The following is a 12635-nucleotide window of genomic DNA, read 5'->3' as shown; positions in this document are numbered from 1 at the left end:
CTTCAGCGGTGGACAAACATGCCCCAAGTTGGCCCGGCCATGCGCACATTTCTCACTCCTGTGACGGTGATCTCAGAGCTCGGTGACGACGTGCGTGACGAGCCTAGAACAGGCCGTGGCGGAACTCACCGGCCAGCGCGCGGATCGCGGGCTCGTAGACGCGCAGTCCCGCTCCGGCGGCGAACGTTTCGGCCGCCCGCAGATGGGCCCGCGCCCGGTCCTCGTCACCTCCGAGCAGGGCGAGCCTGGTCAGGCACAGGTCGGTCAGGGACCAGCCCAGCAACCGGCCCGCGTGCGGGGCGAGCCTGCCGTACAGGATCCTCCCCGCCGCCTCGTCGCCCAGCGCCGCGCAGATCTCGCTGAGGGCGTCCGGGACGAACCGGTAGGCCAGCTCGGGACCTATCTCCGCGAAGCCGTCGCGGGAGAGCCCGGCGAAGGCGTCGCGCGCCTCGGCCGTCCTGCCCAGGTCGATCAGGGCGAGGCAGCGCAGGACGCGCCAGGGCTTCTGGCCGGGGCGGCGGGCGAGCATCTCGTCGGCGAGCGCGAGCGCCTCGCCCGGCCCACCTTCCCCGCCGGGTCCGTGAACCTCGCTCGGTTCGCCTTCCTCTCCCAGTCCATAAGCCTTGCCCGGTCCGCACACGTTGCCCGGTCCGCTCGGTTCGCTCGCCCCGTGAGCCCTGCCCGCCGCCCGCAGGGACAGGAAGCGGAACATCTCCCGCCGCAGCGACGCGTCGTCCCGGCCCAGCGCTCCCTCGGGGTGGGCCGCGCCGGACGCGTCGGCCGCGGCGAGCGCGTCGGCGAAGCGCCCGGACAGGTAGGCGCGGACCGCGGTCTGCCAGGCGGCCAGGCTCACCAGCGAGGGCAGCCTGAGCCGCTCCGCGGTCTCCCGCAGCCAGGCCAGCAGCTCCACGGCCCGCCCCGAGGCTCCCCTGGCGTTCAGCTCGACGTACTCGTTCTCCCTGCCGATCCACTCGACGACCAGGTCCCCGGTACGGCGGCCGATCTCCACGATCTCACCGGCGACCGCCTCGCGCCGCTCGTGGTCGTGGCCGGAGCGCAGCAGGATCTCCAGGGCGATCAGCGTCCTGGACAGGGTCCGGTCGTCACCGGCGAGGCGGGCCAGCCGCACCGCCTCCCTCGCCATCTCCACACTGCGCTCGACGGGCCGTACGGTGGAGCCGGTCAGCGCGGCGGCGGCGAGCAGCCGGGCCCGCCACGGCGAGTCCCCGGCCAGGTCGGAGGCGAGGACCCGGTCGATGCGCTCGGCCAGTCGGTCGATGCCGGTCATCTCCTCGTACATGGCCAGATGGATCGGGTCGGAGAACCCCAGCGCCGCCCTGGCCAGCCGGTTGTCGTCGCCGAGTCGTTCGGCGATCTCCGCGGCGGCCTCCAGGGAGGCGTGGGCCGCGGCGCTCATCCCCGCCGCCGTCCGCGCCTCGGCCAGGTCGAGCAGGAGGTCGCAGCGGAGCGCGTCGTCGGGCCCCGGCAGCCGGTCGATCATCGCGATCGCCCTCTCCAGGTTCTCCACCGCGTCCTCGTGGGCGAACTGCGCGGTCGCCTGGGCCGCCGCGCGCCGGGTGTAGCCGATGGCCTTGCCCACCATCCGGGGGTTCAGCAGGCCCTCGCGGTAGTGGTGGGCGATCTCGGTCAGCCGCGTCCCGCTCCGCTCCTCCAGCACCTCCGCGATCCGCGCGTGCAGCCTCCTGCGGCGCAGGGGCGGCAGTGCCTCGCGCAACACGTCGCGGACGATGTCGTGGACGAACCGGCAGCTCGGCCCGTCCCCCTCGACCAGCAGCCGGGCCCCCACGGCGGCGTCGACGATGTCGAGGACCCGATCCTCGGGCAGCCCCGCCACGCGGGTCAGGATGTCGGTCGCCGCCTCCCTGCCGAGCAGCGCCGCGACGGTCATCACCTCCTCGGTACCGGGCGGCAGACCGGCCATCCGGCCGCGTACGACGTCCGACAGCGCCTCCGGGGTCTCCCCCAGTTGCAGCACCTCCCCCAGGAAGAACGGGTTGCCCGCGGTCAGCCTGCCCATCTCCTCGGCCAGGGCCGGGTCGGCGCCCGCCCGTCCCAGATACTCGCGGATCTCCCCCTCGGCCAGGCCGCGCAGCAGGAGCCGCCGCACGTGCGGCAGCCGCAGCAGCGCGCCGAGGACGTACTCCAGCGGCTCGCCGGGGCGCACGTCGGTGTCGCGGTACGTGGCCACGACGGTGAGCTCGGGGCAGAGCCGGGTGGAGGCGAGGAACTCCAGCAGCCGCAGCGACGAGGTGTCCGCCCACTGGAGGTCGTCGAGGACCACCAGGACCCGGCCGTGCTCGTTCAGCAGCCGGGCGAACGCCTCGTACAACGCGAACTGCCCGGCCTGTCCCGTGAGGCCCGCCCCGGTCAGCCGCGCCAGCTCGCCGTCCCTGCCGACCAGGTCCCGCACGGCCTGCGTCCAGGGCCAGAAGGGCGGCGCGCCGGTACCGCTCCAGCAGCGGCCCCACACCACCCGGTGGTCCCGCGCCCGCGCGGCCCCGGCGGCGTGCTCGGCCAGGCTGGTCTTGCCGATGCCGGGCTCCCCGGCGAGCAGCACCACCCGGTGCCCGTCACCGGCGACCGCCCGCTCCAGCGCCTCCGTCTCGGCGTCCCTGCCCACCAGCCCGGAGCCCTTCTCCTTCTCCCGTACCGTTTCCGCCACGATGCGGGGAGTCAGCGCGGGGTCCTGGCCGAGAATGCGCCGTTCCATCTCCCTCGACCGGGGGTCGGGGTCCAGCCCCATGTCCTCCATCAGCAACCGGCGTCCCTCGGCGAGCGCGCCGAGCGCGTCCGCCTGCCGTCCCGCCTGGTAGAGCGCGTGCGCGGCGAGCACCCGCAGCCGCTCCCTGAACGGGTGGGCGCCGACCAGGTGGGCCAGCCCGCTCGTCAGCGCCGCCCCCCGGCCGAGTGCGAGCTCCGCCTCGGCCAGGTCCTCCTCGGTCGTGAGCCGCAGCTCGGCCAGGTGCGCGCTCTCCTCCACCGCCCAGGAACTGCCGGAGAGGTCCGCGAGCGGTTCCCCGCTCCACTCCCCCAGCGCCAGCCGCAGCTCCCTCACCGCCCCCTCGTGGTCGCCCTCGGCCCCCAGGCTCCTGCCCCCGGCCGCCCGCCCCCGCGCCCTGCCCAGGTCGATCGCGCCGCCGGGGACGTCCAGCGCGTAGCCCCCCGGCCTGCTGACCAGGACCGCCGGGGGCACGTTCCTCGCCCGGCCCGGCTCGAAGACGCGGCGGAGCTTGGAGACGTACGCCTGCACGGTGTTGAGCGCCCCGGGAGGGGGGTCGCCCTCCCAGAGCGCGTCGATCATCCGGTTCGGGCCGACCGGGCGCGGGGCGGCGAGGACGCACATGGCGAGCACCAGCCGCTGCTGGTAGGGGCCGATGTCCAGCGCCGCCCCTCCGTCGGCGAACACCCCGACCGGGCCCAGCACACGAAAGTCCATCCGGCCACCTCGCTCGCGAACTGCGCCGATAGTAACCTTTCGCCCCTGTCGTCCCCTGTCCGGCTCCACGGGACGACTCGCACCCCGGTTGGGAAGGGTGCTTTCGAGGGCGGGAAGCCCGGAAAACACGGAAGTTTGGCCGCCGACGGCTGGGTAGTGCGACTGTCCTCACGAGTGGAGGACATGAGTGATGGGCGGATTCAAGAAGTTCCTGCTGAGGGGCAACCTCGTCGAGCTCGCCGTGGCGGTCGTGGTCGGGGCGACCTTCAGCGGGCTGGTGCAGGCACTGGTCAAGGACCTCATCACACCGCTGATCGGGGCGATCACGGGCGGCAGGGAACCGGACTTCTCGCAGTACGTGTTCACGATCAACGGCTCCAAGTTCATGTACGGCGACTTCATCAACCACCTGCTGAGCTTCATGATCATCGCGGCGGTCATCTACTGGCTGGTCGTGATGCCCATGACCCGGCTGATCGGCTTCTTCGACCGGGACAAGAAGGCCACCGAGAAGGAGTGCCCGGAGTGCCTGAGCGACATCCCGATCGAGGCCAAGCGCTGCGCGTTCTGCACCGTCGAGCTGTCGCGGGTCGCCGTCGGCGACAGACCGCCCGCGTAGTGGCATCAGGCCCCGGACTTCCAAGCTCTCCGGCCGTTCATGCTCCTGCGCCGTCCCGTTACTTCGAGAGCACGAAGACCGTCCTGACGTAGGAGGCTGCCGGGTAACCGGCACGTAGAGCCTGGCAAGGGCAGACCTGTGACGGTAGCCACGGCCTCTTCCGGAGACATGCGAACTTCGCCGGCCAGACGCCTGGCCGCTTCGTCGGGCTTCTTGTCGTGCAGGTGCCGCATGACTTCGTCGTATGTGGCTTTGTCGCTCTTCGCTCTCTACGCACTATGAAATCGATACGCTTGCGCAAGCCAAATTGTAACTTCTTTGACAACAACACCCTGATCCACTTCAGAGAATAAACGGTGTATGCCCCGGACGCCATCTTTAAATTCCACTTCATAGCCATCTGGATCGAGGACCGATATCACTACATACCACGAAGAATTGTGCTCAGGCTGCTCGATCACAAGGAAAGTGTTGTCGGGAAATCGCAGCTCTCCGAGCATGATATAGATCGCATCCTCTGACGGATCGTCAATTAAACGGCCATTTTCGGACTTCGCTTGATAATAATCCCACGATGACACAAATACTCCCGGTAAACGTTTTCTCCATAAGTATCCCACTCATGGATTGCGATTTTGAAGTGGTTGAGGGAACTCTTCTCATCCCAGGGTGGGGCATGTCGGTCACGGCGTGATCGCGGGTCCGGTGTTCGCCTGATGACACAGAGAAGTTCCCGATAGGTGGGTTGATCGCCACGACCAGACCCATCCCAACCAGATCCTCAGGTGTTGTTCTACCGTGCCGCGGTTGATTTTGTCGCGTTCAACACTGAGCTATGTGGCCGGGCCGATCCGCCGCCGGCGCAAGACGATCGGCTCGCCGGGAACGGCTGCGGACGCTGGTTGAACCAGGCGTTCGGGAACTCCCACCCCGGAGATCAAAACCGCCATCACCACCCCGATCACCAAGGCAATCAGACGAAATCGCACGCGCCGAACCTGCATCCGGACCGGCCCCGGAGAGGCGGTCCCCGCGTGCCAGGAAGCAGGTTCTCTCCACCCTGTTGACCGCCGTGGTCGCGGGCGGGGTGAGCACCCTGGTCACCCTGGTCCTGTCGTTCGTCAGCAGGGGCGCGGAGAACGAGCCCGCTCCGTCCGCCACCTGGGCCCGGACCTCCGACCCGCTCGGCGACTCCGCCGCCCCGCGTGACGACTCCGCCTTCGAGGGGGACGTCACCTATCCGGACGGGACCGTGGTGCGGAGCGGAACGCGCTTCACGAAGATATGGCGGCTCCGCAACACGGGAACCGTCCCGTGGCACGGGCGCCATCTCAGACGGATCAACAACACGCCTTGCCGGGCCCCCGAGCGGGTCCCGATCCGGCCGACCGCCCCCGGCGAGGCGGTCGACATAGCGGTGGACGTACGGGCCGCCGACGTCGCGGGCAGGTGCAAGATCTACTGGAAGATGATCAACGACAGCGGTGCCCAGACGTTCGCCGGGAAGAATCCGATTTTCCTTGACGTCACCGTGAAGTGATCCACCCACCGGCGGCCTCCCCGACAGCGCGTTCGAGAGCTGATCGTGGAGGCCGTCCCGTGGTGGGGAGATGCATAGACGTGACGGGGCCACAGCCGCTCGAACGGGCCGGTGAAGCCGGCGATCAGCTCTCGAACACCCATTGAGCGCCTGGAGGCCCGTGGAGGGGCCGGGCGGTCCCCCGGTGGGAAACCCGGCTTCGCCGCCCTGAGCGCCCGTTCACCTCGCGCCCCGGCCTCCTGGCCCCGTAGAGATCGTTGACGGTCTGTGGGAGGTCGGGCACACTTGGCCCCTTCGAAGCCTTCCCAAAAGCCTTCCGGGGGAGTGGTATGGACTTCTCCGTCCTGGGGCCGGTCGAGGTGAGGTCCGACCACCGGCCGCTTCCGCTGGGCGGGAGCAAGCAGAGGGCACTGCTCGCGATGCTGCTCCACCACGCCAACCGGTCCGTCGGCGACGACCTGATGACGGACGCCCTCTGGAGCGGGTCCCCGCCGAAGACGGCCGGGAACAACCTGCGCCTGTACGCCTCCCGTATCCGCCGGGCCCTGGGCCATGACCGGATCCTGCGCCGCCACGGCGGCTACCTGCTGGTCGTGCACCCCGGCGAGCTGGACGTCCACCGGTTCCAGTCACTGGCCAAGGAGGGCCGCGACGCGCTCCTGCACGGCGACCACCACGAGGCCGCCGACCTCCTCCACCAGGCCCTGCGGCTGTGGCGCGGCCCCCCGTACGCCGACCTGCGGTTCGTCGAGGACCTCTCCGGCGAGGCAGCGCGCCTGGAGGAGCTGCGGCTGTCCACCCTGGAGGACCGCGTCGAGGCCGACCTCGCGGTGAGGTTCCAGCCCGAGCTCGTCGCCGAGCTCACCGGCCACATGAACGCGCACCCGCTCCGCGAGCGCCTGCGGGCACACCTCATGGTGGCGCTCACCCGTGTCGGCCGGAGTTCCGAGGCGCTGACGGTGTACGCCGACACCCGGCGCCTCCTGAACGAGGAACTGGGCGTCGAACCCGGCGACGGCCTGCGCGACCTCCACCAGCTGATCCTGACCGGGGAGCGGGCGGCCTCCGGGCACGTCGCGAGCGGCCCCGTCAAGGAGCCCGCGAGGAACGAGCGGGACGGGCAGGCGAGAGCCGGATGGGGTTCGGCCGAGCCGCGCGAACCCCCCGCGGAGCTGCCGATGAACATCGCCGACTTCGCGGGCCGCGAGGAGCACGTCAGGGAGCTCGTCGCGCGGCTGGACGAGCGTTCCGCGACGACCGTCTCGGTCATCACGGGAATGGGCGGCATCGGCAAGACGGCGCTGGCGGTGCACGTGGCGCACCGGCTGGCCGGGAGGTTTCCCGGAGGGCAGCTCTACGTCGACCTGCACGGCGCGCACGAGGAGGAGCAGGCGCATCCCGGCCACGTGCTCGGGCGGTTCCTGGTCGCGCTGGGCGTACCCGGGTCGAGCATCCCGGAGTCGGTCGAGGCCCGCGCCGCGCTGTACCGCAGCCGCCTGGCCCGCGCGAACGTCCTGATCGTCCTCGACAACGCGGCGTCGGAACAGCAGGTCAGACCCCTGCTCCCCGGTGTCTCCGGCTGCGCCGTGATCGTCACGAGCCGCGCGAGGCTCTCCGGGCTGGAGGGCGTGCGACCGGTCGAACTGGACGTCCTGAGCACCCAGGAGGCCGTGGAGCTGCTCTCGCGGATGATCGGGCACGACCGCGTCGCCGCGCAGCTCTCCGCCGCCACCGAGCTCGTCTGGCTGTGTGACCGCATCCCGCTCGCCGTGCGCGTCGCGGGCGCGCGGCTGGCCGCCCGCCCCCGGCAGAGCGTCGCCTGGCTCGTCGGGCGGCTCGGCGACGAGCGCGGGCGCCTCGACCAGCTGATCGTCGGCGACCACGCGGTCAGGGCGAGCCTGGCCCTGAGCTACGTCGGTCTCCCCGAGAACGCGCGGCGCGCCTTCCGGCTGCTCGGCCTCCTCGACGTCCCCGGCTTCGCGAGCTGGGTTCCCGCCGCGCTGCTCGACTGCCCGGACGAGGAGGGACAGACGTACCTGGAGTTCCTGGTGGACGCGCAGCTCGCCACCATCTCCGGGATCGACGCCACCGGGCAGGCCCGCTACCGCTTCCACGACCTCGTCCGGCTGTACGCCCGCGAGCGCGCGGAGGCCGAGGAGGAGCCCGCCGAACTGCTGCTCGCGACGACCCGGGCGTTCGGCGCGTGGCTCTGGCTGGCGGAACAGGCCATGGAGCACGTCCACGGCGCCTGCTACGCCGTGCTCCACGGCCCGGCGCCGCGCCGGGCACTGCCCGGGGACATCGCCGCGTCCCTCCTGCGCGACCCCCTCGCCTGGTTCAACGCCGAACGGACCGCGCTGGCCGGTCTCATCGAGCAGGCCTGCGCCCTCGCGCTCGACGACTTCGCCTGGGACCTCGCGGGGTGCCTCGAACGCTACTTCGACTCGCACGGGTTCTTCTCCGAGTGCCGGCGCCTCAACGAGCGGGCCATGCTGGCCTGCCGTACGGCGGGAAACCTGCTCGGCGAGGCCGTCATGCTGCGCGGGCTGCTCGACGTGACCACCTGGACCGGCGTCGAGCACGAGGGCGGCGCCATGGTGGCGCTGCACACCAACGCCGTCCGGCTCGCTGAGATGTTCACCGAGGTCGGCGAGTTGCGCGGGCTGTCGGACGCCCACGTGATGTGCGCCTGGGGCCTGGCCGCGCAGGGATTCGTCGAACCGGCCGTGGAGTCGGCGGAGACGGCGCTGCGCCTCGCGGAGGAGACCGGCCACCTCGGCGGCCGGGCGCGTGCCCACCTCGCCCTCGGCATCACGCACGGCCAGCGGGACGTCCTCTCGGCGATCCCGCACCTGGTGAGCGCGCTGAGGGTGGCCGAGACGCTGGGAAACCCGCGCTTCGAGGCGACGTCCCTGCAGTTCCTCGGCCTCGCGTACGTCGAGACCGGCCAGTCCGAGCCGGCGGAACACTGTCTCAACCGCTCGCTCGTCATGTCCCGGGTGGCGAGGGACCCGGCGTCGGAGGCGATGACCCTGGTCACGCTGGCGAAGCTCTACAACGGCGACGGCGACGAGCGGGCGAGGCCCACCGCCGACACCGTGGAGGAGCTCAGCCGCCGCTACAACCTCACCCACCACCTGGCCGACGCCCTCTGGATCCTCGGCGACCTCGACCGCGCCGACGGCGACCACGCGCGAGCGGTCGAACGCCTGACGGAGTCCGTGGCGCTGTGGCGGACCCGCAGCTGGACGACGTACCTGGGAGGCGCGCTCCGCAGCCTCGGCCTCGCCCACGTGGCGGCCGGCGACAGGGAGAGGGCCGTAAGGTGCTGGCGCGAGGCCCACGAGCTCTTCACCCTCATCGGGGACAGGGCGAAGGCGGACAACCTGGCCGGTCTCCTCGGATCCTCGATCACCGGCTCCCCCTGATCAGCTTTCCGGCATATGCGGAAAATATGCAGTCGCTCCGTAGCGTCCGGATGGCAGGAGAATCACGTGGTCGTTCGAAGCTTCACGATCCGTAGAGGATGAGCGCGGGTACGCCGGGCTCGTCACCGGCAGGGCCATACAGGGGCCGGCCCTCCCCGCGTGTCGTGAACACCCCGGCCACCGGCACGTCCTCCGGGCCGATCATCCGATCGGTCCGGCCCTTTCCACCGGGAAAGGCACCCGGAGGACAATGGAACCGTGAGTTTCGAACTGGCCGTCTGGTACGAGCCCAAACCGATCACCAGGGAACACGCGGAGAACGTCTTCCAGGCTCTCCGCCACGGCGATCGGGAGGACGCCTGGGCTGCTCCTCCCGGGGAGCCGGAGGCGACGCTCCCGCATGACGCGGATCCCCGCCCCGGAGGGCGGGAGGACGTTGAGACGCACCCCGGGGTGACGGCGTTCGCCGATCGGCTGCCCGGGGCCGAGTGGCTCTCCCCGGACCACGTCCTGGTCGGCGTGGACCTGGAGCGGGCCGACGAGGTGTCCGCCGAGGTCTTCGCCCTGGCCACCGAGTGCGGCCTGGTCTGCTACGACCCGCAGCGCGGCCTGGTGCACAACCTGTCTCCGCGAGGCGTCTACCCGACCATGGAGATGCGCACGGGCGACGGGATGATCGTGGTCGGCCCCGACCTCCAGCTCATCTCCGACGCGCTCGCCACCATGTCCCCGCAGAACCCGTTCACGGCCCTGGTCGTCTTCGGCGAGCACTTCGTGCAGAGCTCCCCGGAGAGCTCGGGCTACGAGCTGGAGTACAAGGACAGCGTCAGGAACCGGATGTTCCGCACCCACGTCCCGGACCTGGGGGCGGTCCAGGACGCCTTCACCGAGTACGCCACCGGCGAGCGCGCCTTCCTGGAACGCCACGACTGGCGCCTCGTCTAACTCCCGGCGGGCGCGGGGTGACGTGACCTCGGTGGATCTCCGGTGGGTGGTCGTGCTCGAAACGGGTGAGCGCGGGCGATGCCGCCGAGGCCGCCGAGGCCGCCGATTCGGCCGGGACTGGCGGCGATGTGCTGGAAGGTCCGCCGTTCGCCTTCGAGCAGGACGAATCCGCGTTCGCCGAGACGGCGCGGGGCGCGCGGAAGCCCGGTCGCGGGTGAGGTCATCGGCGCTCAGCCCCGGGTTCCGCGCGAACACGCGAGCCGAGCCCGCCGCCGACGCGGCGGGCTCGGCTCCTATCCGTGCAGGGTGCCGCGCAGGAAACTGTCGGAGGAGTGCCCGGGATTCCCGTCGAGCGGTTCGCGGGAGACGTCCACCACCGGGTAGTCGCTGGTCCTGATGTCGGCGGGCAGGGAGTAGGAGGCCTGTCCCGAAGGGCCCAGGGGTCCGAGCGAGATCATCCGCTGGGCGGCCCGGTCGAGCAGCCAGACCTCGTAGAAGCCGTCGGGCGCGGGCAGTCCGCTGAGACGGACCTGCAGGCGATCGCCGCCCGCTCCGGTCCGGAGTTCCGCCACGCCGTCCCCCCGCTTGCCCGGCAGGGCGCCGAGCACCGTCTGGGCCACGACGGTGTCACGATCCGGAGCCGGCCTCTGGAAGAGGAGCGTGCCACCGATCCCGGCGACCAGACCCACGGCCAGACCGGCGGCCACGGCGGCGAGCAGCCGGACGCGCCGGCCGGCACGCGAGCTCGCCCCCCCTCCGCCCGCTTCGCGGAAGGAACGGAACGGGCGGGGCCGCGTGGGGGCGGCGGGAGCGGCCGGGGCCGCCTGAGCGCCCGGACCGGTGGACGCCGGGCCGGGCGGAGCCGACTCGGCCTGAACGAGCGGGGCGGCGGGAGCGGGTGGGACGGCGGGTCCGGGCAGGAGACCGGGAGAGAGGCCGAGCTCCGCGCGCACCCCCTCCCACACACCGGGGCCGGGATGCTCCAGTGGTCCCTGCCGGACGGCGAGGACGACCTGGACGAGCCCGTCGAGGCGTTCGCGGCAGTCCGGGCAGGTGGCCAGGTGCGCGGGATCGCTCTCCTCTCCCAGGGCGATCAGCGCGAGCGTGTCATCGTTCAGATGATGCACCGTTCACCCCCAGACGTCGGCGCAGCCGGTCGAGCCCTCGGCTGATGTGACTCTTGACCGTTCCCAGCGGCAGATCCAGCTTGGCGGCGATCTCGATGTGCGTGAGCTGCTGGTAAAAGGCCAGTTCAAGGATGGTACGTCGTGGCTCGCCCAACTTGTTCAGCTCGTCGGTCAGCAGGACACCGTCGGTCACCGCGTCCAGGGCGGGGGGCTCCTGAACCGCGGAGCCCACGGTGTGGGTGATCTTCTGCTCCCGTTGGATCATCCTCCAGCGGTCGGCGACCTTGTGCCGGGTGATGCCGGTGAGCCAGGCGGCCAGGGATCCGGCCTCGGCGTCGTAGCCGACCCTGCCCTTCCACGCGGCGATGAACACCTGCTGGGTGACGTCCTCGGCGTCGGCGGCGTGCCGCAGCGAGCGCAGCGCGAGCGTGTAGACCATCGGGGCCCATCGGCGGTACGCCTCGGCCAGGCAGCGCTCGTCTCCACCGCGCAGGCCGGCGGCCAGGGCTTCCTCGTCTAGCCCGGTCCTGTCGTCGTTAGTTTTGTGCGACATGTCCGGTCGGGGTGGTCGGGACAATCGTCATTCATTTCTTCGGCGACAAACGGGGAGTAAAGGTGCATCCACGCGGCACCTGGCCCAAGAAGAGGGGGTGATGTCGGTCCAAGGAAAGGCAAACCTACCATGCGCTTCCTTCGCACGCTGAGTTCGGTCGCGGCCTGCGCCGCCCTGCTCGTCCTCCCCCTCCAGGCTCCGGCCTCGGCTGCCACGACCGCGCCCGTCAAGGGCGGCGAGACCAAGGTCACCACGGTCCGAGGCCTGGGCAAGGTCCTTCTGGAGAACGGGATCTCCGCTTACGCCACCTCTCCCGGCAAAACCGGCGTCCACGTCTCCGGCGACAACCTGGCCCTCTCCTTCCGCTACCCGGTCACCGGTGGCCAGGCCTCGGTCGACCCGCTGGGCGGGAAGGTCGAGCACCGCGGCGACCTGGCGTTCGTCAACGTGAAGAACGGCAAGCGTCTCAAGGTCGGTGACTTCGTCATCGACCTGGCCAAGGGCAGGATCAGTGGCAACGTCAACGACGACCCCAAGACCCGCGTTCCGGTCTTCGACCTCGACCTGTCGGCCGCCAAGCTCAACGTGGACGGCTCGGTCGTGCACGCCCGCAACATCCGGGTCAAGCTGACCGCCGTCGCGGCGGATGCGCTGAACAAGACGCTGAAGACCCACCTGTTCTCGGGGGGCCTGCGAATCGGCACCGCGTCGACCACCCTGCACCTCTGAGCCGCCCCGACGCCGCGGACAGCACGTCCCGACCTCATCGCCCTCGAAACTAGCGGCCGCCACGGCAAACGGCCGACCGGCGGACGAGACATATGGAGCGCCCGGTGCGGAGTGGCTCGCGCGCCGGGCGCGAGAGGGGACCCGGCCTGCCGTCAAGCGTTCGGAATCGGCGGGCCGGGCGAGCCGAGGACGGCGCGCGTCATACCGGATGACCGGGAGGCGTCACAACCGGGAAAC

Annotated in this window: 10 protein-coding genes; 6 read left to right on the top strand and 4 right to left on the bottom strand. The window is 71.0% G+C overall.

Annotated features, from left to right (window positions below):
- Window positions 1-103 precede the first annotated feature (103 nt).
- Window positions 104-3457 (bottom strand): ATP-binding protein, encoded by a 3354-nt coding sequence (locus ABD817_RS18090; protein WP_344919136.1) that lies wholly within the window; start codon window positions 3455-3457, stop codon window positions 104-106.
- A 190-nt stretch (window positions 3458-3647) separates the two neighbouring features.
- Between ABD817_RS18090 and mscL the strand changes: the two genes are divergently transcribed.
- Window positions 3648-4076 (top strand): large conductance mechanosensitive channel protein MscL, encoded by a 429-nt coding sequence (mscL, locus tag ABD817_RS18085; RefSeq protein ID WP_344919135.1) that lies wholly within the window; start codon window positions 3648-3650, stop codon window positions 4074-4076.
- A 269-nt stretch (window positions 4077-4345) separates the two neighbouring features.
- Here the strand turns inward: mscL and ABD817_RS18080 are convergent, their stop codons facing one another.
- A complete protein-coding gene (locus ABD817_RS18080; protein WP_344919134.1) occupies window positions 4346-4657 on the bottom strand; it encodes a hypothetical protein in 312 nt (103 codons plus the stop codon).
- A gap of 491 nt (window positions 4658-5148) precedes the next feature.
- On the opposite strand from ABD817_RS18080, the gene ABD817_RS18075 reads away from it, so the two are divergent.
- The 4 genes from ABD817_RS18075 (at window position 5149) to ABD817_RS18060 (ending at window position 10207) form a co-directional block, all read left to right on the top strand.
- Window positions 5149-5616, top strand: a complete 468-nt coding sequence (locus ABD817_RS18075; RefSeq protein ID WP_344919445.1) for an NBR1-Ig-like domain-containing protein — start codon at window positions 5149-5151, stop codon at window positions 5614-5616.
- A gap of 329 nt (window positions 5617-5945) precedes the next feature.
- Complete coding sequence (locus tag ABD817_RS18070) at window positions 5946-9044, top strand: AfsR/SARP family transcriptional regulator (protein ID WP_344919133.1); 3099 nt, start codon at window positions 5946-5948, stop codon at window positions 9042-9044.
- 258 nt (window positions 9045-9302) lie between these two features.
- On the top strand, window positions 9303-9989 hold the full coding sequence (locus tag ABD817_RS18065; protein WP_344919131.1) for a hypothetical protein: 687 nt from the start codon (window positions 9303-9305) through the stop codon (window positions 9987-9989).
- Between the two features lie 65 nt (window positions 9990-10054).
- On the top strand, window positions 10055-10207 hold the full coding sequence (locus tag ABD817_RS18060) for a hypothetical protein (RefSeq protein WP_344919130.1): 153 nt from the start codon (window positions 10055-10057) through the stop codon (window positions 10205-10207).
- A gap of 75 nt (window positions 10208-10282) precedes the next feature.
- Here ABD817_RS18060 and ABD817_RS18055 read toward each other — a convergent pair whose 3' ends face one another.
- Window positions 10283-11116 carry an anti-sigma factor gene (locus tag ABD817_RS18055; protein ID WP_344919129.1) on the bottom strand — a complete coding sequence of 278 codons (834 nt, stop codon included), beginning with the start codon at window positions 11114-11116 and terminating at the stop codon, window positions 10283-10285.
- Window positions 11097-11669: an RNA polymerase sigma factor gene (locus tag ABD817_RS18050; RefSeq protein WP_344919128.1), complete on the bottom strand. Its 573-nt coding sequence runs from the start codon at window positions 11667-11669 to the stop codon at window positions 11097-11099. The genes ABD817_RS18055 and ABD817_RS18050 overlap by 20 nt, the downstream gene beginning before the upstream one ends.
- 129 nt (window positions 11670-11798) lie before the next feature.
- On the opposite strand from ABD817_RS18050, the gene ABD817_RS18045 reads away from it, so the two are divergent.
- Window positions 11799-12398 (top strand): hypothetical protein, encoded by a 600-nt coding sequence (locus ABD817_RS18045; protein ID WP_344919127.1) that lies wholly within the window; start codon window positions 11799-11801, stop codon window positions 12396-12398.
- Window positions 12399-12635: the final 237 nt, after the last annotated feature.

The organism is Streptosporangium oxazolinicum, assembly GCF_039537505.1.
Taxonomy (GTDB): Bacteria; Actinomycetota; Actinomycetes; order Streptosporangiales; family Streptosporangiaceae; genus Streptosporangium; species Streptosporangium oxazolinicum.
Note: the sequence above shows the minus strand (reverse complement) of the source record. Positions and strands in the feature narration are given on the sequence as shown.

Coding starts and splice junctions, on each gene's coding strand:
- mscL (WP_344919135.1), top strand. CDS start 3,648: ATGGGCGGATTCAAGAAGTTCCTGCTGAGGGGCAACCTCGTCGAGCTC.
- ABD817_RS18050 (WP_344919128.1), bottom strand. CDS start 11,669: ATGTCGCACAAAACTAACGACGACAGGACCGGGCTAGACGAGGAAGCC.
- ABD817_RS18070 (WP_344919133.1), top strand. CDS start 5,946: ATGGACTTCTCCGTCCTGGGGCCGGTCGAGGTGAGGTCCGACCACCGG.
- ABD817_RS18090 (WP_344919136.1), bottom strand. CDS start 3,457: ATGGACTTTCGTGTGCTGGGCCCGGTCGGGGTGTTCGCCGACGGAGGG.
- ABD817_RS18045 (WP_344919127.1), top strand. CDS start 11,799: ATGCGCTTCCTTCGCACGCTGAGTTCGGTCGCGGCCTGCGCCGCCCTG.